The following is a 26,399-nucleotide window of genomic DNA, read 5'->3' as shown; positions in this document are numbered from 1 at the left end:
ATTTACCATTCTAGATGAGAACTTGCGAAGCAAGTCAACAAAATTGTCTGGAACAATTTTGCACGCATAGCGTCCCGAAGGGCGAAGTACAGAATGTACGAAGTCATCTTGCATCACCGACCACTTCTACAAAAATTGATAATGCGTATAGAAACGTCCGTAATTACTAAACAGAGACTGGATGATAAAAACATCCTACTTTTACAACTAACGCGAATACCTTATATAAAGCTTAGGAAAGAAAAAATATCATAATTTTTCAATCTTTTTATCGAGATATCGATTTTTTTTACGGGTTTCTGAAAATTAATTGCATTCCCCCCTCGACTCTTGTTGAAACCACCGCTATAATTTTGCGTCATTATTTTTTAATCTGAACATCTTTTATTCGCATCTTTATTTAGGAAGCGGGTTCTAAAGCTTTATTGCTAAAGGATTGCGGACATTTAATATTCTATTAATTGTTCACTATAGATAGATGCGTTATTGAAAGCGTAAAAAAACGCTAAGTATTGAGGTAAGTAAATGCAAGTTTCAGTTGAGACTACACAAGGTTTGGAACGTAAATTAACTATTTCTGTTCCAGCAAATAAAATTGATGTAGAAGTGAAAAACCGTCTTCGTCAAATTGCTAAAACGCAACGAATCAATGGTTTCCGCCCTGGTAAAGTTCCACCGTCAGTTATTCAAAAACGATACGGCGCTTCTGTACGTCAGGAAATTGCTGGTGAAGTAATGCAACGTAACTTTGTTGAAGCTATCATTGCAGAAAAAATTAATCCTGCCGGTCGTCCTCAATTTGTTGCTAAAAGCAATGAAGATGGTAAAGATTTAGAATTTGAAGCAACGTTTGAAATCTACCCTGAAGTAGAAGTAAAAGATGTTGAGAAAATTAAAGTTGAACGTCCAGCGGTTGAAGTAACAGACAAAGATTTAGATGAAATGTTTGTAACGTTACAAAAGCAGCATCAAACGTGGAAAGAAAATAAGCGTAAAACTAAGAAAGGCGACAAATTAACGATTGATTTCTTAGGTCGTGTTGACGGTGAAGAATTTGAAGGCGGTAAAGCTGAAGGGTTCGAATTAGAACTTGGTTCAAATCGCATGATACCAGGTTTTGAAAAAGACATTATTGGCATGAAAGTGGGCGAAGAAAAAACGATTACAGTAACTTTCCCAGAAGATTACCATGCTGAAAACCTTAAAGGTAAAGAAGCAGAATTTGATATTAAGATCATCAAAACTGAAGGTCCGGTATTACCTAAAGTTGATGAAGATTTTGCTAAATTATTTGGTGTTGAGGAAGGTGGTGTTGAAGCACTTCGTGAAGAAGTGAAGAAAAACATGACACGTGAATTAAACCAAGCAGTTAAAGCTAAAGTTAAAGATCAAGTGATTGAAGGTTTACTTGAAGCTAATGACGTTGAATTACCTAGCGCTCTAGTTGCTCAAGAAGTTGATGTATTACGTCAACAAGCGATGCAACGTTTTGCGGGTCAAATGGATCCTAAAAACATGCCTGAACTTCCAGCCGATATGTTTGAAGAGCAAGCTAAACGTCGTGTAAAAGTTGGTCTTTTACTTGGTGAAGTGATCAAAACCAATGACTTGAAAGTTGATGAAGCAAAAGTAAATGAGTTGATTGAATCAGCGGCATCTGCTTATGAAGATCCTCAAGAAGTTATTGAGTACTACAAAACGAACAAAGAAATGAACCAACAAATGCAAAACGTTGCTTTAGAAGAGCAAGCTGTTGACGTATTAATTGCTTCAGCAAAAGTAAAAGATAAGAAATCTAGCTTTCAAGATGTAATGAATCCTGAAGGTAAATAAGCTATTTTCATTGACAATAGCTTAAGCAATCGCTTAAATGGCTTATATGGAAACATATGAGCCATTTTTTTATATTAAGGAAAAATAGTTGTTAACTTCTCAAAATAATTCTCAAGATCTTACGAGTATCACTGAAAGCGCATTAGTCCCTATGGTAGTTGAACAAACTGCCAAAGGAGAACGTTCTTATGATATATATTCTCGTCTTTTAAAAGAACGTGTAATTTTCTTATGTGGTCAAGTTGAAGACCATATGGCCAACTTAATTGTTGCCCAGTTGCTGTTTTTAGAATCAGAAAGTCCAGAAAAAGATATTTATTTATATATTAATTCTCCTGGTGGCTCTGTCACTGCGGGTATGGCTATTTATGATACAATGAAATTTATTCGTCCGAACGTTAGTACGGTTTGTATCGGTCAAGCGGCCAGTATGGGGGCTTTCTTATTATCCGGTGGTGAAAAAGGCAAACGTTATTGTTTACCAAATGCACGTGTGATGATTCACCAACCGCTTGGTGGCTTTCAAGGGCAAGCATCTGACTTTGAAATTCATGCCAAAGAAATTCTTTATATCAAAGAAAAAATGAATAAATTAATGGCTGAACACACAGGCCAACCCCTTAAAAAAGTTTCGGAAGATACCGATCGTGATAATTTTTTAAGTGCCGAAAGTGCTGTTGAATATGGATTAGTTGACTCCATATTAGAACAGAGACTCGACAAGTAATTAAGAAAATAATTACTTCACATTGTTATCTGTGAAATTTATGAAATACTTAACAGTATTAGTGTTTAGAATTTAAGATTAGAGGTACCGTATGACCGATATTAAAAAAGGTGACGGTGATAACGGAAAGTTATTGTATTGCTCTTTTTGTGGCAAAAGCCAACATGAAGTGCGCAAACTCATTGCAGGCCCGTCTGTATTTGTTTGTGATGAATGTGTTGAACTTTGTAACGATATTATCAGAGAAGAGATCAAAGAGATTTCACCCAAGGAAGAAAAAGAAAGTCTTCCTACGCCAGTAGAAATCAGAACCAGTTTAGATGATTACGTTATTGGCCAAGATCACGCGAAAAAAGTTTTAGCGGTTGCCGTGTATAACCACTATAAACGTTTACGTAACGGTGACTCACACAATGGGATTGAATTAAGTAAAAGTAATATCTTACTTATAGGGCCTACTGGTAGCGGTAAAACCTTATTAGCAGAAACCTTAGCAAGATTACTTGATGTGCCATTTACTATGGCTGATGCTACCACGTTAACCGAAGCGGGTTATGTCGGTGAAGATGTTGAAAACATCATTCAAAAACTATTACAGAAATGTGATTACGATGTTGAGAAAGCGCAACGTGGTATCGTTTATATTGATGAGATTGATAAAATTTCTCGTAAATCAGACAATCCATCAATTACTCGAGATGTCTCAGGTGAAGGTGTTCAACAAGCATTATTAAAATTGATTGAAGGAACTATTGCTTCCGTGCCTCCTCAAGGTGGTCGCAAGCATCCACAGCAAGAGTTTTTGCAAGTTGATACGTCGAAAATCTTATTTATTTGTGGTGGTGCATTTGCTGGCCTAGATAAAGTGGTTCAGCAACGTTGCGATGTGGGCACAGGTATTGGTTTTGGCGCTGAAGTTAAATCTTCAGATCAAGGTAAAACGTTAACAGAGCGTTTTCAAGATGTTGAACCCGAAGATTTAGTGAAATATGGTTTAATTCCAGAGTTCATCGGTCGTTTACCCGTCGTGGCTACATTAACCGAATTAGATGAAGATGCATTGATTCAAATTCTACAAGAGCCTAAAAATGCGCTGACGAAGCAATTTACTGCGCTATTTGATATGGAAGATGTTGAGTTAGAATTTAGAAAAGATGCTTTGCAGGCTATCGCGAATAAAGCCATGGTGAGAAAAACAGGGGCGCGTGGTTTACGTTCAATTGTTGAAGGGGTTTTACTTGATACAATGTACGAATTACCTTCGATGGATAATGCTGCAAAAGTTGTGATTGACGAAACGGTGATAAAAGGTGAATCAAAACCGATTATTATTTATGAAACACCGCAAGATAAAGCGGCCTCAGATAGTTAAGCACTTACCTTAAAATAAGATGTAAGCAATAAAAAGAGCCAGATTGGCTCTTTTTTTTATTCATTTGTTGAAAGATAATCTATTATCCCCATATAGATTTTAACATCATTATAATTATCTCCTATTGATTTCCAAGAGAGTACCTATGTCTGAAGAATTAGCTGAAGTAACCCATGTTGCTGAAATTCCTGTTTTAGCCTTGCGTGATGTGGTTGTTTATCCACAAATGGTGATCCCATTGTTTGTTGGACGAGAGAAATCTATTCGCTGTTTAGATATTGCGATGGAAAGTGATAAGCAAGTTTTTTTAGTGGCGCAAAAAGATGCCGCGATTGATGATCCCATTGACGACGATGTTTATCGCACCGGAACCGTTGCGACGATATTACAAATGTTAAAACTTCCTGACGGAACAGTGAAAGTCTTAGTTGAAGGCGTACGCCGTGCTGAAATTAGTGCTTTTATTGAAACCGAAGAATATTTTACTGCCGCGATTGATTATTTATCACTTGAATCAGCGGATGTTGAGCATATTGAAATTTTAGTACGTTCAGCTATTTCTCAGTTTGAAGGCTACGTAAAACTAAACAAAAAAATCCCACCAGAAGTTTTAACGTCACTGTCAGGTATTGAAGATCCTGAGCAATTGGCAGATACCATGGCCGCTCATATGCCATTAAAACTGGCAGAAAAACAAAAAGTTCTAGAGATAAAAAATGTCGCAGAACGTTTAGAGCATTTAATGGCTTTAATGGAAGGTGAAATAGACTTATTACAAGTTGAGAAAAAAATTCGTACTCGTGTTAAAAAGCAAATGGAAAAAAGCCAACGTGAGTATTACCTGAATGAGCAAATGAAAGCTATTCAAAAAGAGTTAGGTGACGATGAAGAAGGCTCTAATGAAGCTGAGCAAATCGAGAAACAAATTGATGAAGCTCAAATGCCAAAAGAAGCGAAGGAAAAAACCTTAGCCGAATTGAAAAAGTTAAAAATGATGTCGCCGATGTCCGCCGAAGCAACGGTTGTTCGATCATATATTGACTGGATGATCAGTGTTCCATGGAAAAAACGTAGCAAACTAAAACGTAACTTAAAACTTGCTGAAGAAGTACTAGAAACTGATCATTATGGTTTAGAAAAAGTAAAAGAGCGCATTTTGGAGTACTTGGCGGTACAACAACGCGTTTCACAATTAAAAGGACCCATTCTTTGTTTAGTTGGGCCTCCTGGTGTTGGTAAAACCTCTTTGGGTCAATCGATTGCCAAATCTACTGGCCGTAAATATGTTCGTATGGCGTTAGGTGGTGTTCGTGATGAAGCGGAGATCAGAGGTCATCGACGTACGTATATTGGTTCTCTTCCTGGTAAATTGATCCAAAAAATTGCCAAAGCGGGGGTTAAAAACCCATTATTTTTATTAGATGAAATTGATAAAATGGCATCTGATATGCGTGGCGATCCTGCATCTGCATTACTTGAAGTATTAGATCCTGAGCAAAATAGCAGCTTTAACGACCATTATTTGGAAGTTGATTACGATTTATCGGACGTAATGTTCGTTGCTACGTCAAACAGTATGGAAATTCCTGGACCATTGCTTGACCGTATGGAAGTGATCCGCTTATCAGGTTATACCGAAGACGAAAAACTTAATATTGCTAAGCGTCATTTACTTACCAAACAAATTGAACGTAACGGCTTAAAAGCAAAAGAAATCGAGATTGAAGATAGTGCAATCATTGGCATTATTCGATACTACACCCGAGAAGCAGGTGTTCGTAGTTTAGAGCGTGAGGTTTCAAAACTATGTCGAAAAGCGGTCAAAGCTATCTTACTCGATAAAACATTGAAGAAAATTACCATAAATCAAGACAACTTGTCTGAATATCTTGGTGTACAACGTTTTGATTATGGCAAAGCTGATGATGAAAATAGGGTTGGTTTAGTAACAGGATTAGCTTGGACTTCTGTAGGAGGTGAGCTCTTAACGATAGAAACCGCCTCTGTGCCTGGTAAAGGAAAACTGTCTTACACGGGGTCTCTAGGTGACGTAATGCAAGAGTCTATTCAAGCGGCAATGACTGTCGTGAGAAGTCGAACAGAAGCTTTACGCATTAATGATGACTTTTATGAAAAGCGTGATATTCATGTTCATGTACCTGAAGGAGCAACACCTAAAGACGGTCCAAGTGCAGGGATAGGAATGTGTACCGCGCTTGTTTCAAGTTTAACGGGGAATCCGGTCAAAGCCGATGTAGCCATGACAGGTGAAATTACATTACGTGGTGAAGTATTACCTATTGGTGGCTTGAAAGAAAAATTACTTGCTGCACATCGTGGTGGCATTAAAACGGTTGTTATTCCAAAAGATAATGAGCGAGATTTAAAAGAAATCCCGGATAATGTGAAAGCGGATTTAGCTATTTATCCGGTAAAATGGATAGAAGAAGTCCTAGAAATAGCTCTTGAACATCCAGTGGAAAAATTTAAATTAGCCAAGTAACCACTAAAAATAGCTGTTTTTTTGTTTAAAAAGACAAAAAAAACGAAAAAAATGCCAAAAAAATGAAAATAGGGCTTTTCAAACGCTGAAACTATGGTAAGTTAATGAAGCTTAAAGCCCTAGACCCCAATGTAGATAAGGGATCTAGTTAAGATAAAAAAAATTGTCTGTTTTTAAATTTCTTTAACTCAGTGCTTGATGTTCAAAAAGAAGCTTGATATAAAAGTTTCTGCAGGACGCTAAAAACAGAAGATAGCGCTGAATAATAACAATTGAAGGGGAATACACTGTGAATAAATCTCAATTAATCGAGAAAATTGCTGCGGGTGCTGACATTTCTAAAGCTGCGGCTGGTCGTGCATTAGATTCATTTATTGAAGCGGTTACAGAAGAGTTAAAAAGTGGTGAGCAAGTTGCTCTAGTTGGTTTTGGTACTTTTTCAGTACGTGACCGTGCAGCGCGCACTGGTCGTAACCCACAAACTGGTGCTACTATCCAGATTGCTGCGGCGAAAATACCATCATTCAAAGCTGGTAAAGCTTTAAAAGATGCATGTAACTAATCACAGTTGCTATTAAGTATTTTTAAGACCACCTACGGGTGGTCTTTTTATTTGAAAATTAAAATTTAATAGCTGGCGATGATAAAATAACTAGTTTTTTACGATTATTGTTATCTGTTACTTCAAGGTCGGCAGTACATCTGATAAGATCGCGCGCAATAAAAATACTTTCGTTAAACACACCTAGTGTAAAGAGAAAAAGATGTTAGAAAAGATAAGAGAAAACTCTCAGGGGTTAGCGGCAAAAATTATACTTGGTTTAGTGATTTTAACCTTCGCACTTGCTGGGATTGGTAGTTATACAAATAGCGTAGATACATCCGTTGCTGAAGTGAACGGTGAAAAAATCAGTCAAGCTGATTTTGAAAAAGCCTATCAAAATCAACGTAACAGAATGGCGCAACAGTATGGCGATATGTTTGAAACACTATCAAGTGATGCAAACTATATGGCTAACTTTCGTAAAAGTGTAGTTGAAAGCCTGATTAACCAAGCGTTAGTTGATCAAGCATCGGCAGACATGTCAATTCGCGTTTCTGATGATCGCATTAAGAAAACTATCCTTGAAATGCCTGAATTTCAAGTGGAAGGTGTGTTTGATAATAACCGTTACTTAGCATTAATTAATCAAGCTGGTTTTTATCAGTCTTCTGATTTTCGTGACTATTTAAGAGTTGAAATGACGCGTCGTCAATTAACTCAAGGCTTAGTTGCCAGTGAGTTTAGCTTGCCTTATCAGGAAACACAGTTAACGGCTTTGCAAAACCAAAAGCGTGATATTCGTTTTGCGAGTATTTCAGCTAAGCAGTTTGAGCAAGGTGTTGAGGTTTCTGATGACGAAATTAATGATTACTATCTTGCCAATCAATCTCGATTTGAAAATCAAGAAAAAGTAAAAGTCGATTATATTGCCATTGATGTAAACGATATTGCTAAAACTATCAATGTTTCTGACGAAGATATTAGCACTTACTATCAAGAATATATGGCGAATTACCGTAAAGAAGTACAACGGAGAATTTCTCATATTTTAATCGAAATTTCAGATGACGAATCGGCTGCTCAAACACAAATCCAATCAATTCAAGACAAGATTGCAAAGGGTGAAGATTTTGCTCAATTAGCACAAGAGTTATCAGCAGATACGTTTAGTGGTGAAAATGGTGGTGATTTAGATTGGTTTGAAGCCGGTATTTTTGGTGACGAGTTCGATGCCGCTGTTTTAGCGATGAATGAAGTGGGCGTTGTGAGCGATGTTGTAAAATCGGATGCAGGCTTGCATTTAATTAAATTAACCGATTATCAAGCGGAAGAAGTTCAAGCGTTAGCAGATGTTAAAGATGAATTAACTGAAGCTGTTAGTAAGCAAAAAGCGCAAGATAAGTTTTTTGAATTACAACAAACAGCAGCCCAATTAAGTTTTGAAATTCCAGACAGCCTTGATGATGCAGCTAATGCTACAGGCGTAGAAGTAGCAACATCAGTATGGTTATCTCGTTTTGGCAACCCCGCTCCTTTTGATAATGCTAAGTTAATTGATGCGGCATTCTCAGATATGATCATTGAAGAGCAATTGAACTCTGACATTATTGAAGTGACTGACAGTTTAGCCGTTGTGTTGAGATTAAATGAGTACCAACCGGCACAAGTTAAACCGTTAGAAACGGTATCTGAAGAAATACGAACCTTGTTAATTGCTCAAAAAGCGAGTGATAAAGCACAAGCGATTGCAGATCAATTGTTAACAGCATTTAAAGCGGGTGAAGATATTTCAGCGCAATTAACTGAAAATGGAACAAGTTTTACTGTTAAAGCTGATGTTGCACGATACGGCAGTGACGTAGACGCTAGTATCACAAGAGAAGCGTTTAAATTACCACACCCTATTGAAGGCGCTATATCGGCAACATCCGTCAATTTATCAAACGGCGATTTGGCGATTGTAGAAGTTCAAGCGGTTAAAGCTGGTGAAAGTACATCACAAGCTAATTTTGCTGAGCAATACTCGCAACAGTTAGCGCAATTTGCTTATCAAAATTATGTTGAATCTCTAAGAGAAGAAGCAAAAATTACGCAACGAAGTGTTGTTGACACAACAAGTCAGTACTAATTAGTTTCTCTTGGTTGAATTATGAAGGCACCTTTTGGTGCCTTTTTTGTTGGTTACTTTATCTTGTTTTGAAAAAATTGATTGGCAATGAGTTTTCAGACATTACAGACAACCACGAGAATAGCAATTTAGTGGTTACTAAAAATAAATTAGAGCGTGTAATACATCGACATTATTAAATCTATAATCTTTAAAAGAACACCATGAACAGGTTAATTTTTAGGCAACTTAAAATGCTGATTCATAATAAGCTTTTTAGTATATTTATGTTGAGGATTCCTTAAGAGTTGTTGAGTATCACCCACTTCCAAAACACGCCCTTTACACAGCACCATCATCTTATCGCTGAAATGTCTCACAATACCTAGATTATGGGAGATCAAAATATAAGCTAAGCCCATTTGTTGTTGAAGATCGAGTAATAAGTTGATCATTTGTGAGCGTAACGAAGGATCTAAGGCGGCAAGTGCCTCATCTAAAATAATTACTTGAGGCTTTAATATTATCGCCCGAGCAAGCGAAATACGTTGTTTTTGTCCACCTGAGAACATGTGAGGGTAAAAACTCATGTGCTCACCTAGTAGCCCGACTTTTTGTAACGTTTCCCTAATTAGCTTATTACGTGCTAATTCCGTTAGATCCGTGTTTAATCGTAAAGGTTCATCCAGTAATTGTTGAATGGTTAAACTAGGGTTTAACGTGGTACCAGAATCTTGAAATATCATCCTAATATGTTGACAACGCTGTTTAAAGTTCCCATGTTGTAACCTTTGTCCGTTTAATTTGATATTGCCGGTTGTTGGCTTTTCAGCACCTACCAGTAATTTCGCTAACGTGGACTTACCTGAGGCTGTTTCACCGACAATCGCTAGGGTTTTATAGGCTTGAATTTCAAAAGATAAGGGTTCAAGTGCGGAGACCGATTTTCGGTTAAACCAAAAGCCATCTAGTTTATAAGACTTACTTAAATTACTTACTTGTAATAATGAAGTCATCTTAATAACTACCTTTTAACGAGTAATGACAACTGACTTGGTGACCGTGATAATTTTTTACTTTAGGGGCTTGCACACAAGCTTTTTGGGCTTTAGGACACCTTGGTCCTAATCGGCAACCAATCGGTAAATGTTGTAAAATTGGTATACTTCCTGGCAAGGTCATTAATCTAGACTTCATCGGAATTTGCATATTTGCTTTTGGACTACTATCAACTAACGCTCGCGTATAGGGATGATAAGGTTTATTAAAAATGTGTTGCGTTGTTCCCGCTTCTACAAACTGACCTGAATACATCACAGTGATCGTATTTGTCCAATGCGTGACGTTCTCTAAATCATGACTGATCAATAATATCGACATATTTTTTAGCTGATTTAAACTGGCGAGAAGGCGAAATATTTGATTTTGATTCGTGCTTTCCATAGCGGCTGTTGGTTCATCGGCAATTAATAAAAGTGGTCTTTTTGCTAATGCCATCGCTATCATGACTCGTTGGCATAAAGCTTCAGTTAACTGATGTGGGTAACTCTTAATACATATTTCATGATGTTTAATACCAACCTTATGCAATAAATTCACAGCAGCGAGTTTACGTTGTTGTTTTTTTTGCCAGAAATAACCCGTGAGTTGTTCATGATCAACGGCTTCTTCAAGCTGAGCACCGATCGTGGTCGTAGGGTCCAAACACGCCATCGGCTCTTGAAATATCATCGCGACATCTTTAGAAATTATTTTCTTTCTTTCTTCTATCGATACCCGCATAAGATCGATACCGCGCCAGTGAAAACGATCAGCATCTACTTGCCATTTATCATCTAATACGCCAACAATTGCTTGAGCTAACAGTGATTTTCCAGAGCCCGATTCACCGACTAAACCTCGAACTTCACCTTCTTTCATGGTTAAACTAACCCGATCAACGGCTAAAATAGGTTTGTGCGATGTGACCAGTTTAATAGATAAGTTACGAATATCGAGTATGTTCATTAACTTTCCTTACGAGCTTTAAGTGCGTGTCTCATCCCTTCACCGACTAAGTTAGCAGCGACTACAGAAAAAAGAATGGCCAAACCAGGTAAGTAAACAGTCCAAGGAGCGATATAAAATAAATCAATTCCATTGGCCAGCATAGCACCCCATTCTGGCATTGGAATAGGCGCCCCTAATCCTAAAAAGCCTAAGGTCGCAATGTCTAAAATTGCAGCAGACTGGGCTAAAGTTGCTTGGCTTATTAATTTTTCAATAATGTTAGGGAAAATTGAATAATGCAAGATTCTTAGTGAGTTAGCACCGTCTAATCGTGAAGCCAATACATAGTCTTTATTAAATTCTTCATCGACGGCATTGCGCGTGATATGAATAAACTGAGGTATTAAAACCATGACAATTGCCCACAGGGTATTATTTAAACCAGGCCCTAAAATAGCAACAATGACAATGGCTAATAATAAAGATGGTATGGATAAAATTACGTCCAGAAAATGATTTAAAAAACTTGATTTTACCCCTTTGGTAAGGGCGGATAACGACCCGATAACAACGCCTATCACTAAAGAGATTAATACCACGACAAAGCTTAAACCGAAGGTTAATGATGTACCATGTATCAAGCGGGATAACATATCTCGGCCAAGGTTGTCTGTCCCTAATAAATAACTTACATCGCCATTATCATCCCATGCGGGAGGAAGAAGTAAGCTGTCTAAGTGATTTTCTACCGGAGAGTATGGTGAAATTAAGGATGAAAATACCGCAAGAAAACACAAAAATAGAAAACAACCAAACCCTACTTTAACGACAGGGGATTGGCGAAAGTGAAACCATAATTGCATTAATGGTGATGGAAATTCTTCTTCTTGATAAATATTATCGCGGGCCACGATGAGTCTCCCGGGCAAGAGGGTTTAAAGTTGCATAAATAAAATCAGTCAATATATGAACAATAAATATAAAGCTTGATAACGCTAACAAGCCACCTTGAATCGCAGTGTAATCTCGTTGATATATACTTTCAATCAACCAACGACCAATGCCAGGCCAACTAAAAATGACTTCGGTGACCATGGCTAAAGTCACTAAATTGGCAAACTGTAAGCCAACATCTCTTATCACATTTACTAAAGCGTTTCGAATGGCATGGCGATAGATAATCTGTCGAAAAGTTAACCCTTTTGCCATTGCCGCTTTGATATAGTGAGTATCTAACACATTAAGCATCGAAGTTCTTGCTAAGCGGATAAAGATTGTTGCGGGAGCTAAAGCAACAACAAATGACGGTAAAATAATATGGCTACTAGCATTTTGAAATGCTTGCCATTTGTACGGACTATCACTTAGTAAAATATCAATAAACTGAATACCCGTGACTTGTTTTATTTCATAGAGCAAGCTGATTTGACCGGCAGAAGGTAGCCAACCCAGTTGAATGGAAAAGATAAGAATTGTCAGCAAGCCAAGCCAAAATATTGGAATGGAATAACCTAACATTGCAAATGATAAAATCAAATCATCTGTTTTTTTTCTATGATTTATTGCAGCAAAAAAACCAATCGGAATACCTGTCACCATTGCAAGAAATAAAGCGGTCATGGTTAATTCAATTGTAGCAGGTAAGTGATTTAATATTTCCCCGAAGATAGGTAATTGACTGGTCATTGAAATACCCCAGTCACCTTCAAATAATAGATTTAAGTAAATCCAATATTGAGTGATAAATGATTCATGTTTGCCGTATTGTAAAGCTACAAGTTCAATTCCAGCAGGACCAGTATTTATTTGCCCAGATATATTGATGATTTGTTCGCCAGGAAATAAGAAACTTAAACTAAAGGATAAAATGCTTAATAACAGCATAGTAAACATAAACAAGTTCAGGCGTCTTAGGGTAAAAATTAGCATATTAGTTTTTACTTACCCCGTTAAAGTCGATACCACCAAAAGCATTTAATAAAGGACCTTTTATTTTGGTTGATCTTGCTTGGAACCGTTTCGAATGAGCAATAGGCAATAAAGGTAGTTCTTCTGCGACAATATTTAATGCTTGAGAATAAAGTTGTTTTCGTTCTTTAATATTCGTTGTCAGTAAAGCTCGGTGGATAATATCATCATATTCTTCATCACACCAAAAGGTTCTGTTATTGCCGGTTTCTGCCGAAGCACAACTTAATAGTGGTTTGAAAAAGTTATCGGGATCAGGATGGTCTGCTGACCAACCAAGTAAAACAGCATGATGCTCACCTAATGCGACTCTTCTTAAAAATTCTTGCCAATTAAAACTGATAATGTTGACCGTAATACCAATTTTTTGCAGATCTGCTTGAATAAGTTTGGCCATTGTTACGGCATCTGGGTTATAAGCTCGTTGCACAGGCATTGCCCATAAATCAATCGAAAAACCATCTGGCAATCCTGCTTTTGCCAGTAATTGTTTAGCTTTAGCAATTGAATAGTTGATCACTGGAATTTTATTATCATAAGCCCAAGAAGAAGGAGGTAAAAGAGAGGTTGCTCCTTCAGCTTTAGCGTCACCAAAATACACCGTATCTAAAATTGCTTGTCGATCGATGGCGTGGGCGACAGCTTTTCTGACTAATTTATTATCAAAAGGGTATTTTGTCGTGTTAAACCCTAAATAACCAATATTAAATGCTGTTACATCGTTAAGCGCAAGTTTTGGGTTTTGTATAATTTTTTCATGAGCAATCGGATAAGCAACAATGTCACATTCACCGGCTAACAACTTAGTGAGTCGTCCAGTATTACTGGGAGTAATATCAAAGACTAATTGTTTTAAAGTGGTATTTGTTCCCCAATACTGCTCATGAGGACTGTAGCGAATAAATGAACCTGCTCGATATTCTTTTAATTTAAAAGGTCCGGTGCCAATAGGATAAAAATCAATATTTTCCATTTGATCTTGTTTAATAAGTTGCTCCGCGTATTCTTTTGACAAGATCACGGCAAAATCGGTGGCTAAATTTGCTAAAAATGAACTATCAGCTCTATTTAGCGTGAACCTAATGGTGTAATCATTAATACGTTCAACCGATTGAATTAAATCTGAAAAGCCAACACTTTGAAAGAAAGGGTACCTTCCTCCTGAAACTTGATGATAAAGATGTTTTTTATCTAATACCCGATTAAAACTAAAAAGAACATCATCTGCATTAAGGGGTCTTGTTGGCATAAAATAGTCTGTTTGGTGAAAATTGACATTTTTTCTGAGGTAAAAAGTTATTTTTTTATTATCACGCGTGACATGCCAAGATTTTGCCAATGACGGAGCAATACTGTTATTTTTGGTATTAAAAGTAATTAGTTGATTGTAAAGCTGTTTTGACGTTGCATCTATGGTTACGCCAGAAGTAACAAGTTGAGGATTAAATAATTCAGGCGCACCTTCACTACAATAAATTATACTATTAGCACTTAATGAGGCTTTATTTTCTGAATTGCAGGCGAATAACCCCAAAGACATCACAATGCATAGCAGATATAAAAATTGCTTATGTGAAAAGTTAGACGTCACGGTTAAATCCTTAATCTTCTTCGTTAGCACTGCTTTCTAATAAATTATATTTTTTCAAATACCCTCTTAATTGATGATAGGTCAATTCTAACGCGTCGGCTGTTTTCTTTTGATTATATTGACAATTTTCCAATGCTGATTTTATCAATTCAACTTCATAGTCTTGGGAAAGTGATTTCAGTGATAACGGAAATTCAAAACTTTGTTTCAAGCTTGTCGCTATTTTTTCTGTGGGTTCGCTGGTTGTTACAGGTTCAACGGTTGGTGCGACCAAAGGCTGACTAACCAGCCGAACTTGCGTTTTTATTCGCTTGGAAGGACGATAAGGAGACTCGAATGGGTCAATAACTAGATCATGAACAGGTAAATGAGGATTGTTACAGCGATAGACACTACGCTCAACGACATTTTTTAATTCACGAATATTGCCTGGCCAATCATAGTCGAGCATGGCTCTTTTTGCTTTTTCGGTAAAGCCGCTAAATAATTCAAATTCTAACTCTCGTGCCATATTTATTGCGAAACTTTCGGCCAGCACCATGATATCTTCTACGCGTTCACGCAAGGGGGGTAAGGTTATAACATCAAAAGCAAGTCTGTCTAAAAGATCCGCACGAAATTCACCGGCATCTGCCATTGATGGGAGATCTTCATTGGTCGCAGCTATTAAACGTGCATTCGTTTTTATTGTGCGCGAACCACCCACGCGCTCAAATTCACCGTATTCCACCACTCGTAATAACTTTTCTTGTATTAAGCCCGAGGTATTCGCTATCTCGTCTAAAAACAATGTACCTTTATCAGCTCGTTCAAATCGTCCTTCATGGCGTTTACTCGCGCCAGTAAAAGCACCGCTTTCATAACCAAAAAGTTCACTTTCTAACAAGTTTTCATTCAATGCTGCACAATTTAGTTTTAAGTAATTTTGATCCCAACGTTTAGAGAGATAATGCAATCGAGCAGCAACTAACTCTTTACCAGTTCCACGTTCACCAATGATTAGCACAGGTTTACTAAGGGGAGCAATTTGCGAAATTTGCTCAAGAACTTCTAGAAAGTTATTGGATTGACCAATGAGATTATCTTGTTGATTGAAGCGAGACATTGTTGACCTAATTATTGGTTTATTTGGCTAACAAATAGTGTATTTTATTAAACGTATGGATGAAAGCATTTTTTAAAAATATAATAAAATTAGACAAAACAAGGTATTAGCTTTTAAATTAAAAGTGGCTCAAATCATGAATAGTATTTTTGCAGTATGAAAAATTTAAATTGAATGAGGAAGTAGTTATGGGTGTTTTTTCAAGGTTTACAGATATTATCAATTCTAATATCAATAGTTTATTAGATAAAGCAGAAGATCCTGCAAAAATGGTGCGCTTAATCATTCAGGAAATGGAAGATACCTTAGTTGAAGTGCGTTCTTCATCAGCAAAAACCTTAGCGGATAAAAAGGAACTTTCGAGACAGGCACAACGCTTTGAAAAAGATGCTGAACAATGGCAAGAAAAAGCAGAATTAGCTTTAAGTAAAGGACGGGATGATCTTGCACGAGCTGCGCTGTTAGAAAAGAAAAAATGCACTGAAAGTGCTGAGGCTTTAGTTGATGAGCTTTCTCATGTTGAAGAGCACATCGCAAAGTTGCAAGGTGAAATATCACAACTTCAAGAAAAACTAGCCGATGCTAAAGCTCGTCAAAAAGCGATAATCATGCGTGAAAAAACCGCGAGTTCTCGCTTGAAAGTGAAGAAAAATATCGACAGTGAACGTGTGAATGATGCACTAAGTCGTTTCGATAGTTACGAGCGTAAAATTGATGATATTGAAGCACAAGTTGAAGCGTATGACATGGGGAGTAAGTCACTTGCCGATGAAATTGCAGAGTTGGAAAATGATGAAAATATTGATGATGAATTAGCTCAATTAAAAGCTAAAATGAATAAAGATAAAAAATCTAAATAAGTCATTAACTAAATTCATCGAAGATCTGTAATAAGTAAGGAGAAGTATCGTGGAAGAGATTATCGTAGCCCCAGTCATTATTTTTATGTTAGTTGTCGCACCTATATGGCTGGTGCTTCATTATCGAAGTAAGCGACAAATTAGCCAAGGGTTCAGTGAAGAAGAGTACATTCAGTTGTCTGAGCTTTCTGAATTGGCTGATAAAATGACTGATAGAATCAAAACATTGGAAGCTATCCTTGATGCTGAAACGCCAGATTGGAGGAATAAAGTATGACCATTAAAGGCCGAGGTGAGTTATATCGAAACCCAAGCCAAGGTAAAATAGCTGGTGTTTGTGCCGGTTTAGCCGAATACTTTGGCTGGGAAACATGGTTAGTGCGTATTTTAGTTGTCTCAGGCGTGTTACTTGGTATGGGATGGTTTGTTGTCATTTACATAGCAGCATGGTTTATCTTAGATAAAAAAAATGCCAAAGCCGGTTCAGCACCGATAAAAGATAAAGTGAAACAAGCCGTAGTTAATGCAGCATCTGCAGCTGAGAAGGATTTTGCATCAGAATCGATTAAAGTGAAATCACGTATTTGGCAAGCGGGTGAGCCACCTAAACAAGCTTTTCATGATATCAGACGCAAATTTAATACCTTAGAACGTGAGCTTAGACAAATAGAAAAATATGTGACATCTCCCGAATTCACCGTTTCAAGAGAAATTAATAATTTATAAATTTATCGTGTATTTACCCTTCAATAAAGCGGCATTAGCCGCTTTTTTATTGTATATAGATCAGACATTTATTTATTAATTATTTCCTGTTGAACTACTGTGAAATTTATCAATAAATCGTTATGATACTGATTAGCGCTTAATCTTAACGAATTCAATAATAACGCTAATCAAAAATAATTCTAACCATAGGTGAGCATGTTCTTTTATGGCATTTATTAATAATGAAACACTCAATGTTTTTAAACAAAAAGCCAATCAATTGGTTAATCGTACTTTTGATAAACATATAAACCTTGCAGTAACAGGCTTAAGTCGAAGTGGAAAAACGGCTTTTATCACATCATTCGTGAATCAATTAGTGAATGAGAATAGCCAATCAAAATTAGATTTTTTTAATGTTATTCATCAAGGGCGCTTTATTGCCGCGAAAAGAGTACCGCAAAAGTCTTTACATGTTCCACGATTTGCCTATGAAAAATCATTGTCTGCTTTTACTCAAACGCCTCCAACATGGCCTGAGCCGACTCATGGCATCAGTGAATTAAGGCTTGCCATTCGCTATCAACCAGAAGATTCGTTGTTAAAATATGCCACCGATTCTGTGACTTTATATGTCGATATTACAGATTATCCTGGCGAGTGGTTGTTAGATTTACCTATGTTAAATCAAACGTTTGAAGAATGGAGTGATGCAACTAATTTATTATTAACACAAACAATAAGGCGTGATAAAGCACAACCCTTTCTGGATAAAATAAACCAATTAGACCCCTTTGAAGCGGTTGATGAAGATAAACTTGCTGAGTTATCTGCAGAATACACAGAATTGTTACTGCATTTTCGTCATCAACTTGGTTTATCTGTTATTCAACCTGGACGGTTCATTTTACCAGGAGATCTTCAAGACGCCCCCATATTGCAGTTTTTTCCTTATACCAATTTTAACAATATCGATATAGATCAATACCAAAATGCTGATGATAATTCTTTAATTGGGATGCTTAGAGCACGATATATTGAATATAAAGAAAGAGTCGTAAAAACATTTTATAAAGAACATTTTGTTAATTTTGATCGTCAAATTATTTTAGCGGATTGCCTAACGTCTTTAAATTCAGGGCCTGAAAGTTTTAAAGATTTACAACACGCGTTGAATTTAATCATGGAAAGCTTTAACTACGGAAAGTCTGGTATATTTACCCGATTGTTTTCACCAAAAATTGATAAACTGCTATTTGCCGCAACGAAGGCGGATCATGTTACACCAGAGCAACATGAACAGTTAACGACCTTACTTAATCAATTAGTTCATCAAACACAACATCAGCTTAGTTTCGATGAAATACAAATGGCAACATTGGCAATAGCATCAGTCAAGTCAACTAAGTCGGGCGTTGGAGAGCACCAAGGAAGAAAAATACCTGTTATTCAAGGACGAAGAGTTGGCGATGATAAGCTCATTACTCTTTTCCCAGGAACCGTACCTAATAAAATTCCACATCAAGAGTTTTGGCAAAATAAAACCTTTAATTATGTATCGTTTGCCCCATTAGACGCTGTGGCAGAAAATCAAGCATTACCACATTTACGTATGGACCAAGTGTTGGAATTTTTGCTCGGAGATAAAATAAAATGAGTGAACAAAAAGAAAAATATCAACAACAGATATTATTTGAAGAAATAAAAACAGAAGAAGATAAATCGGACTTACCTTATCCAAGTCAACAAGTGATATTGGAATCTGATGAAATTGAAATTATTGAGCCAAATGAAGAATTAGCAGACCAAGTCATTGAAAAATCTAAGCCGAGATGGCTTTGGCGCATCGCGTTTTTTATCTTTATGGTCTTAGTGACTCTTGAAGCGGTTGAATTTTTTATGCTTGGTTTTTCACAAGAACCCTTCATTGCAAGCTTATATGCCTTGCTTTTAACTATCATCTCTTTAATCGTTGGCGGCACCGTTATTAAAGAATATCGTGGTTTGCGACAATTTAAACGTCGTGAAAAATTGCAAAAATCTGTTAAGGAAAGTTTATTCAGTGATGACCATCACAAAGGTCAACAATTATGTCAAAAAATTTCAGAAGACCTACCTTGTGATCTCCTTGTTCAAACCGGAGAAACCAATATTGACGCAGATTTAACCGATGCAGAACAGTTACGTTTATATTCAAGGCAAGTATTAACGTCCGTTGATAAAAAAGCATTAGATAAAACTTGTAAGTATTCAACAGAGTCAGTGGTTTTAGTGGCTTTAAGTCCTATTGCTATTGTCGATATGATGTTGATGCTCTGGCGGAATTTAAAAATGATTGATGAAATTGCTCATTTATATGGTTTAAAGCTTTCTTATTGGTCACGTATTAAATTACTTAAACAAGTTTTTATTAATATGGTTTATGCTGGAGCTACTGAACTTATTGCTGATGTTGGTACTGATCTAATTGGTGCTGATTTATTAGGTAAACTGTCTGCAAGACTTGCACAAGGTTTAGGTGCTGGTATGTTAACGGCAAGATTAGGGCTGAAAACAATGCATTTATGTCGTCCCATCCCTTTTGAGCAAGATGCCCCGAAATTAAAAGATGTTCGAAAACAACTCATCGGCCAAATTAAGTCGTTGACTAATAAAGACTATGATTAAGCCTGTTAAAGGTGTTTTTTGTTGGTGGAAAAAGTAGTAATTAATGGTTAAAACTATGAAACATAAGATTAATTACTTTTGATGTAAAAAGAGATGTAACAAAATCAATACAAAAAATCATATCGTATAAAAAACAGCCGAATTATGTTTGGTGATTTTTCTTACAACTCTAGCTTATGATGATCTTAACTAAAATAGCTCAACAGCTACAAAATCATTTAACTTAAAAAAACGGTTGAGTTAATTTAAATTTATTTAAGGTTTGAATCATGGCAAAGGCGACAAAATACGTCTCTAGAGTACCAGACGAACAAGGTATCATTGATTGGTCTGAAGAAGAAAATAAAGTTTGGCAAGAATTAATACAGCGACAATTAGCCTGTATTAAAGGCACAGCTTGTGATGAATATCTTGAAGGATTAGAAAAATTAAAATTACCGACTGATCGTATCCCACAACTGGATGAAGTTAGTAGTGTTTTAAAGAAAACCACCGGTTGGGTATGTGAACCAGTTCCTGCGTTAATTGGCTTTGGTGAGTTTTTCAAATTATTATCCGAAAAAAAATTCCCAGTGGCCACATTTATCCGTTCTCGAGAGGAATTTGATTATTTACAAGAACCCGATATTTTCCATGAAATATTTGGTCATTGTCCACTCCTAACAAATCCATCGTTTGCTAATTACACCGAAGCTTACGGTAAAATGGGCTTAAATGCCTCTAAAGAGCAACGGGTATTTTTAGCGAGACTATACTGGTTTACAGTTGAATTCGGTTTATTAGATACTTCTGAAGGTTTAAGAGTGTATGGCGGAGGGATTATTTCATCGCCAAGTGAAACTAAGTATGCGCTACATGATCAAAATGTTGAAAGAAAAACTTTGACTGCTGATAATATTCTTGATGTGTTAAGAACGCCTTATCGAATAGATATTATGCAACCTGTTTATTATATGTTGAGTAAAGTGAGCGATTTAGACGAAATTAGAAAATACGAAGTTGAAGATATCATGGCGTTAGTCGAGCAAGCGAAATTGTTAGGACTATTTGAAGCCAAGTTTCCACCCAAAGAATCAAAAATAGCAAGTTAAGGAATTAGTATGAGTTCTCAATTATCTGCCCAACAATGCGAAGCATGTCATGTTGATGCACCGAAAGTGAGCGAAGAAGAATTAAGCGAGCTAATGTCTCAGTTACCCGATTGGGTGCCAGAAGTTCGCGATGGTATTATGATGTTAGAACGTGTTTATAAGTTTAAAAACTATAAACAAGCATGGGCGTTTGCTAATAAGGTGGCAGAATTAGCCGAAGAAGAGTTTCATCACCCAGCCACCTTATTAGAATGGGGTAAGGTAACGGTTACTTGGTGGACCCATGCTATAAAAGGGCTACATAAAAATGATTTTATTTGTGCCGCGAAAACAGACAAATTATTGTAATATTTAGTTACAACAAATTATAAAAAATAAAAGCCTCTGTAAATCAGGGGCTTTTTTTTATTGTAAAAATTAGTTTACAATAAGCGGCTAATTAAAAAACTTTTGAGGATTGATAAATGCGTTTGGAAATTGGTTGTCAAGACCGTGTCGGCATTGCCCAAGATGTATTAACTATTTTTGTTGAGCGCCAGATCGATTTACGCGGCATTGAGCTAAAGCAACCAGGTAAAATTTATATTAATATTCCAGATCTTGAGTTCTCAGAGTTACAAACTTTTATGCCTCAGTTGAGGTTAATAGAAGGTGTGGTTGATGTCAAAACCACTCCTTACATGCCATCTGAACGTGAAAAAAATGAACTTTCCACTTTAATTAAAACCTTTCCAGACCCCTTTATTTCTATAGACGCTAAAGGTCATGTACGAATTGTTAATAATGTAACTGCATCTATGATGAACTGCAAAGAACATGACATCGTCGGCGAGCATATTAATCAATGGGTTAAAGGGTTTAATTTTAATCGGTGGTTAGATGGAGGCGAAGTCTTTGCACAAACACGCCGTTTAAAATTTATCGACGATGATTATGTTGCCGATATTATCCCGATTCATGTTTCAGATAACATTGGTGATCCCGTACTTGCCGGAGCTGTTTTAATCCTTAAATCTGAAGCTCGCTTAGGGCAACAAATTAGCGCATTTAAACAGGCTAACGAAAACAACTTCGCAGGAATTCAAGCAAGTAGTGGCAGCATGCGTAAAGTGATCAGAGAAGCTAAACGAATGTCACAACTTGATTCTTCCATGCTTATTGTCGGTGAGACTGGCACAGGTAAAGAGTTATTAGCTCATGCTTGTCATGCGGCGAGTGATCGAGCAGAAAAGCCATTTATGACGTTAAACTGTGCTTCTTTGCCTGATGAAGCAGCAGAAACTGAGTTATTTGGTCTTGGAGCGCCTAATACTAAAAATAGTAAAAAAGGATTATTTGAAATAGCTGATGGAGGCACTATTTTTCTTGATGAAGTCGGGGAAATGTCACCTAAATTGCAAATTAAACTTCTACGTGTCATACAAAATGGTAATTTTAGACGAGTAGATGACGAAAATGAAATATCGGTGAATGTTCGCATTATCAGTTCAACCAATCATGATTTATTAACCATGGTTTCACAAGGTGAGTTTCGTGAAGATTTATACTATCGTTTAAATGTCTTAGGTCTTAATATCCCTTCATTACGAGAACGCCGCTCAGATATTATTCCCTTAGCTGAGTTTTTTATTGCTAAGTTCGGACAACGGATTGGAAAAACTAATATTACTTTATCTGACGATTGTCGTGATTTTATTGAACATTATCCATGGCCAGGCAATGTAAGGCAGTTAGAAAACGTGTTGATTCGTGCTGTGTCTTTAATGGAAGGCAGCGTTATCATGACAAATCATTTACAACTCCCTGCCTATACCCGTGAACATGGTTATTTAGAGCAAGAGTTTGAAGGGACTTTAGATGCTGCTGTGAAAGGGTTTGAAGCTGATTTATTAAGGAAGCTGTATCCAGCCTATCCAAGTACGCGCCAGTTAGCGAAAAAACTGGGGTTAAGCCATACGGCCATAGCCAATAAACTTCGCGAATATGATATTAATAAGAAGACAGTAAAAATATAAACATATCGAGAAAGTCTGAAATCTGGTGTGATTGCTTATTCAAACTCATATGTAAAGGATCGCTAACAATAACGGCTAAGCTATTTAGCCGTTAGCTATTGGTGTTCAATTTTCGCTGTCATACCATAGTCAATTAAACTTCTATTTAAGGTCTTGAAATGAAACTTTATGGATATTGGCGTTCTTCAGCGGCTTACCGTGTTCGCATTGCATTAAATTTAAAAAATATCGACGTTGAATTAATTCCTGTGCATTTAATTAACAACGGTGGCGAGCAACATGAGTCAACTTATGTGAACTTAAACCCAACGCATCTTGTCCCAACATTGGTCGACGGTGATCTTGTGTTAAATCAATCATTGGCCATCATTGAGTATTTAGATAATCAATATCCTGTGACGCCGTTATTCCCCAATAACTATGCTGAAAAAGCTATAGTACAAGGGCTAACTTTAGATATTGCCTGTGAAATTCATCCAGTAAATAATTTAAGAGTACAACAATACTTGGTTAATGAACTTCATTGTGATGAGCAAGCTAAACTACAATGGAGTCATTATTGGATGGCAACAGGATTTACAGCGATAGAGAAAAAACTTGCTAAAACAGCCGGTTTATATTGTTTTGCAGATTCGATTACCATCGCGGATTTATGTTTAATCCCTCAAGTTTATAATGCCAAACGTTTTAACCTTGATATGACACCATTTCCACTTATTAATGGCATAGTCGATCGTTGTAATCAATTACCGGCATTTATAAAAGCTCTTCCTGAAAATCAACCGGATGCGGTGTAAATTTATGAAAAACAAATTATTAGCGAATGCTAACTGGCAACGCCTGACTTAGCTGGGTAATAATTGATGACAGTTATCACCATGAGCAATAAAACGGCTTTTTATCCACGGAAATGGCTAAATGTACTTGCAACGATGTAAAAAAAACGTTGCAATAGCCTTAATATTTTCTTCACCTCATCTAGGTATAAACGTTTGTAAAAACGATAGGGTGATTATTTCGTTATAAAGTAACTTACGAAAGGTAATTATGGAAAACTCTCAATCTACATCATCTTCTGTGCCATGGGGCGTCATTGTTGGCATTATGATTGTTATTATCGCGATCCTTTGGTTCGTTCTGTCGGAAGACGAGGTTGAACCTATTATTCACACTCCTGTGGTAGAAGAACCCATTGTAGAACCAACGCCTGAGCCTGAAATTATTGAACCCGAAGTCGTTGAACCTGCTATCGAAGAAGAAGTTATTGAAAAGCCGGCCCCAGAGCCAGCATCTTTACTACCAACATTAGATGAAAGTGATGCTTGGTTAGAAGAAAAGTTACCTACGATTACTTGGCGTAAAGAATTATTAAAATTAGTGATTGATGACGATATGATTCGTCGCTTTGTCGTTTTTACCGATAATTTTTCACAAGGCATTTTAGCTTATGAACATAGCCCATTAATAAAACCTACGAGTCCATTTTCAGGTCGAGAAATCAATGAAAATGGCAATGTGATCATCAAATGGGATGACACGTCATCGAGACGATTTAGCTTATATGTTGATCTACTTCGTTCTGTTGATAGCGAAACATTAGTGAGTTGGTATTTTGAATTAAAACCCTTAGTTGACGAAGCCTACCAAGAGTTAGGTTACCCAGAAGAAGATTTTACCGATATCTTACAAGATGCCATTACTAAAGTGCTTGATATGGAAATACCTAAAGAGCAAATTGAATTAGTTCGTCCAAGTGTCATGTATCAATTTAAAGATGAAGATATCGAAAGATTAGATGACGCCGAAAAATTAATGTTACGCCTTGGTAAAGAAAACTTATTAGTGATTAAATCGGTATTACTAGAAATAAGTGAAAAAATAGCCAGAGAAAATAATTAGGGTTTACGGTGACACCAAAAATACCTGCTGGAATACCACAAACTAACTATCGACTTGTCAGGCGTTTATCAGCTAAGTTGCTGACATTATTTGGCTGGAAAATAATTGGAAATTTTCCAGCTGAAAAAAAGTTTATTCTCGCTGTTGCTCCACATACGTCTAATTGGGATTTTATTGTTTCTGTTTTGGTGATGTTATCTCTCAATTTAAAAGTAACCTTCATGGGGAAAAAAAGTATTTTTGTTTGGCCATTGCGTTGGTTTCTAGAAAAAATTGGCGGTGTACCTGTTGATAGAAAACATCCTCAGGGGGTTGTTGGTCAGATGGTTGACGTTTTTAATAACAGTCAAAGTATGATTTTAGCGCTATCCCCTGAAGGGACTCGTAGCAAAACTAAACAGTGGAAAACGGGCTTTATTATTATTGCAAAGCAAGCCAATGTACCGATTATTCCGATCAGTCTCGATTTTAGGAAAAAAGAAGTCGAGATCCACCGACCTTATATTGTTCAAGATGATATCCAACAAGCTTTAATGGGAATTAAGAGACAATTTGTCGATGTTTGTGCAAAAAATCCACACTTAGTTTGATAATTGCTAGTAGTGCTTGCATCACACATTGGGATTAGCGATAATCCTCACCGCTAATTAGCAGTTCTATGGTGACTTTTTTGGTCCCTTCGCAATGATACTCTGTGAACTCGGCCAGGTCCGGAAGGAAGCAACCGCAGCAGACGACTCATGTGCCGGAGTGTGGCTGGGAAAGTCGCCACCCAATCCTTACTTTTCAATGGCTTACGCATATTTTTAGCTTTTTGCTACATGGCCTGCTACATACGTGCTACCAATTATTCCCTATCTAGATTGTTGTAATAGTATCTATCGTTTCGAATTACATTGACGGGTAATTAGAAAAATAGACTATTGTTCAAACTAACCATGACTGATTCATAAAGGTTGAGCTTAGTAACAAATCAAAAATCAAGTTTGACAGTGTGTTATGGAGTGTTCTTTAAAAAGAAGTCAGGAGCAAAGTGATTAAGTGTTGAAATAAATGGATAAGAATAGGGCAGTTTAAGGTTTATTAAAGAATAGCGATAAACAAGCATATACTTTGTGACACGCTTGCTTATCATTGAAAAAAGTCTAGAAATTAATCGTTATGTAATTTCATAAACTCAAGCGATTTGTTTACAGCTACCTTTACGTTACTTTCCATTTCAAATCGTTCCGAAGCAGGTAAATAAAAAGCCATATCTACTTCATGTCGAATATATCTATTAGGTAATTGGTTTAAAACCACACAAGTTAAGTCTGCAATAAAGTCTGCATCGTATTTTTCTTCAAGTTTTAATGCTGCAAAATGTTGCATAACTAATTTTTCATAATAATTATGGATATCATCTGAAATTTTCATGATT

Annotated in this window: 24 protein-coding genes and 1 other RNA gene; 18 read left to right on the top strand and 7 right to left on the bottom strand. The window is 36.7% G+C overall.

Going from position 1 to position 26,399, the window contains the following annotated elements; all coding sequences use genetic code 11:
* The first annotated feature begins 525 nt into the window (after positions 1-525).
* The 6 genes from tig to ABXH06_RS11645 all read left to right on the top strand — a co-directional run bounded on the left by tig (position 526) and on the right by ABXH06_RS11645 (position 9,107).
* Positions 526-1,833 (top strand): trigger factor, encoded by a 1,308-nt coding sequence (gene tig / locus ABXH06_RS11670; RefSeq protein ID WP_311577289.1) that lies wholly within the window; start codon positions 526-528, stop codon positions 1,831-1,833.
* A gap of 127 nt (positions 1,834-1,960) precedes the next feature.
* Positions 1,961-2,560 carry an ATP-dependent Clp endopeptidase proteolytic subunit ClpP gene (clpP, locus tag ABXH06_RS11665; protein ID WP_432280205.1) on the top strand — a complete coding sequence of 200 codons (600 nt, stop codon included), beginning with the start codon at positions 1,961-1,963 and terminating at the stop codon, positions 2,558-2,560.
* Between the two features lie 91 nt (positions 2,561-2,651).
* The gene (gene clpX / locus ABXH06_RS11660) at positions 2,652-3,932 is read left to right on the top strand and encodes an ATP-dependent protease ATP-binding subunit ClpX (RefSeq protein WP_311577282.1); all 1,281 of its coding nucleotides are present in this window, start codon (positions 2,652-2,654) and stop codon (positions 3,930-3,932) included.
* 145 nt (positions 3,933-4,077) lie between these two features.
* Positions 4,078-6,435 carry an endopeptidase La gene (gene lon, locus ABXH06_RS11655; protein WP_353518323.1) on the top strand — a complete coding sequence of 786 codons (2,358 nt, stop codon included), beginning with the start codon at positions 4,078-4,080 and terminating at the stop codon, positions 6,433-6,435.
* Positions 6,436-6,724: 289 nt separating this feature from the next.
* Positions 6,725-6,997 (top strand): nucleoid-associated protein HU-beta, encoded by a 273-nt coding sequence (gene hupB, locus ABXH06_RS11650; protein ID WP_184424172.1) that lies wholly within the window; start codon positions 6,725-6,727, stop codon positions 6,995-6,997.
* Positions 6,998-7,199: 202 nt separating this feature from the next.
* Positions 7,200-9,107, top strand: a complete 1,908-nt coding sequence (locus ABXH06_RS11645) for a SurA N-terminal domain-containing protein (RefSeq protein ID WP_353518322.1) — start codon at positions 7,200-7,202, stop codon at positions 9,105-9,107.
* Positions 9,108-9,319: 212 nt separating this feature from the next.
* Here the strand turns inward: ABXH06_RS11645 and ABXH06_RS11640 are convergent, their stop codons facing one another.
* Genes ABXH06_RS11640 through pspF form a run of 6 tightly spaced genes read right to left on the bottom strand, consistent with a single transcriptional unit; the run spans position 9,320 to position 15,739 of the window.
* Positions 9,320-10,102: a peptide ABC transporter ATP-binding protein gene (locus ABXH06_RS11640; RefSeq protein ID WP_311577269.1), complete on the bottom strand. Its 783-nt coding sequence runs from the start codon at positions 10,100-10,102 to the stop codon at positions 9,320-9,322.
* 1 nt (position 10,103) lies between these two features.
* A complete protein-coding gene (locus ABXH06_RS11635) occupies positions 10,104-11,093 on the bottom strand; it encodes a peptide ABC transporter ATP-binding protein (RefSeq protein ID WP_353518321.1) in 990 nt (329 codons plus the stop codon).
* Complete coding sequence (locus ABXH06_RS11630; RefSeq protein WP_311577263.1) at positions 11,093-11,986, bottom strand: ABC transporter permease subunit; 894 nt, start codon at positions 11,984-11,986, stop codon at positions 11,093-11,095. The genes ABXH06_RS11635 and ABXH06_RS11630 overlap by 1 nt, the downstream gene beginning before the upstream one ends.
* Positions 11,973-13,004: an ABC transporter permease gene (locus tag ABXH06_RS11625; RefSeq protein ID WP_311577260.1), complete on the bottom strand. Its 1,032-nt coding sequence runs from the start codon at positions 13,002-13,004 to the stop codon at positions 11,973-11,975. The genes ABXH06_RS11630 and ABXH06_RS11625 overlap by 14 nt, the downstream gene beginning before the upstream one ends.
* Position 13,005: 1 nt before the next feature.
* Positions 13,006-14,634 (bottom strand): ABC transporter substrate-binding protein, encoded by a 1,629-nt coding sequence (locus ABXH06_RS11620; protein WP_353518320.1) that lies wholly within the window; start codon positions 14,632-14,634, stop codon positions 13,006-13,008.
* A gap of 10 nt (positions 14,635-14,644) precedes the next feature.
* Entirely contained in the window at positions 14,645-15,739 is a 1,095-nt protein-coding gene (pspF, locus tag ABXH06_RS11615; RefSeq protein ID WP_353518319.1) for a phage shock protein operon transcriptional activator, read from the bottom strand.
* Positions 15,740-15,927: 188 nt separating this feature from the next.
* Here pspF and pspA point away from each other — a divergent pair, with 188 nt between their 5' ends.
* The 12 genes from pspA to ffs all read left to right on the top strand — a co-directional run bounded on the left by pspA (position 15,928) and on the right by ffs (position 25,744).
* Positions 15,928-16,599 carry a phage shock protein PspA gene (gene pspA, locus ABXH06_RS11610; protein WP_311577251.1) on the top strand — a complete coding sequence of 224 codons (672 nt, stop codon included), beginning with the start codon at positions 15,928-15,930 and terminating at the stop codon, positions 16,597-16,599.
* Positions 16,600-16,648: 49 nt separating this feature from the next.
* On the top strand, positions 16,649-16,876 hold the full coding sequence (pspB, locus tag ABXH06_RS11605) for an envelope stress response membrane protein PspB (RefSeq protein WP_303451290.1): 228 nt from the start codon (positions 16,649-16,651) through the stop codon (positions 16,874-16,876).
* Positions 16,873-17,325, top strand: coding sequence for an envelope stress response membrane protein PspC (gene pspC, locus ABXH06_RS11600; RefSeq protein ID WP_432280199.1), 453 nt, complete (start codon positions 16,873-16,875; stop codon positions 17,323-17,325). Before pspB ends, pspC begins: the two co-directional genes overlap by 4 nt.
* A gap of 208 nt (positions 17,326-17,533) precedes the next feature.
* Positions 17,534-18,964, top strand: coding sequence for a YcjX family GTP-binding protein (locus tag ABXH06_RS11595; protein WP_311577246.1), 1,431 nt, complete (start codon positions 17,534-17,536; stop codon positions 18,962-18,964).
* Positions 18,961-19,974: a YcjF family protein gene (locus ABXH06_RS11590; protein WP_311577243.1), complete on the top strand. Its 1,014-nt coding sequence runs from the start codon at positions 18,961-18,963 to the stop codon at positions 19,972-19,974. The genes ABXH06_RS11595 and ABXH06_RS11590 overlap by 4 nt, the downstream gene beginning before the upstream one ends.
* Before the next feature lie 269 nt (positions 19,975-20,243).
* Positions 20,244-21,065, top strand: coding sequence for a phenylalanine 4-monooxygenase (gene phhA, locus ABXH06_RS11585; protein WP_353518318.1), 822 nt, complete (start codon positions 20,244-20,246; stop codon positions 21,063-21,065).
* 9 nt (positions 21,066-21,074) lie between these two features.
* A complete protein-coding gene (locus ABXH06_RS11580) occupies positions 21,075-21,413 on the top strand; it encodes a 4a-hydroxytetrahydrobiopterin dehydratase (RefSeq protein ID WP_311577237.1) in 339 nt (112 codons plus the stop codon).
* Positions 21,414-21,529: 116 nt separating this feature from the next.
* A complete protein-coding gene (gene tyrR / locus ABXH06_RS11575) occupies positions 21,530-23,080 on the top strand; it encodes a transcriptional regulator TyrR (RefSeq protein ID WP_353518317.1) in 1,551 nt (516 codons plus the stop codon).
* Positions 23,081-23,238: 158 nt separating this feature from the next.
* Positions 23,239-23,877 carry a maleylacetoacetate isomerase gene (gene maiA / locus ABXH06_RS11570; protein WP_311577229.1) on the top strand — a complete coding sequence of 213 codons (639 nt, stop codon included), beginning with the start codon at positions 23,239-23,241 and terminating at the stop codon, positions 23,875-23,877.
* A gap of 250 nt (positions 23,878-24,127) precedes the next feature.
* Entirely contained in the window at positions 24,128-24,979 is an 852-nt protein-coding gene (locus ABXH06_RS11565; RefSeq protein ID WP_353518316.1) for a DUF3014 domain-containing protein, read from the top strand.
* 8 nt (positions 24,980-24,987) lie between these two features.
* Positions 24,988-25,569, top strand: a complete 582-nt coding sequence (locus ABXH06_RS11560; RefSeq protein ID WP_353518315.1) for a 1-acyl-sn-glycerol-3-phosphate acyltransferase — start codon at positions 24,988-24,990, stop codon at positions 25,567-25,569.
* A gap of 78 nt (positions 25,570-25,647) precedes the next feature.
* An RNA gene (gene ffs, locus ABXH06_RS11555) (signal recognition particle sRNA small type) lies at positions 25,648-25,744 on the top strand.
* Positions 25,745-26,131: 387 nt separating this feature from the next.
* Here the strand turns inward: ffs and ABXH06_RS11550 are convergent.
* The gene (locus ABXH06_RS11550; protein ID WP_311577220.1) at positions 26,132-26,395 is read right to left on the bottom strand and encodes a late competence development ComFB family protein; all 264 of its coding nucleotides are present in this window, start codon (positions 26,393-26,395) and stop codon (positions 26,132-26,134) included.
* Between the last annotated feature and the right edge of the window lie 4 nt (positions 26,396-26,399).

It is taken from the genome of Thalassotalea sp. SU-HH00458 (assembly GCF_040362795.1).
Taxonomy (GTDB): Bacteria; Pseudomonadota; Gammaproteobacteria; order Enterobacterales; family Alteromonadaceae; genus Thalassotalea_H; species Thalassotalea_H castellviae.
The sequence above is the reverse complement of the archived record's forward strand: the minus strand, read 5'-3'. Positions and strand labels throughout refer to the sequence as shown.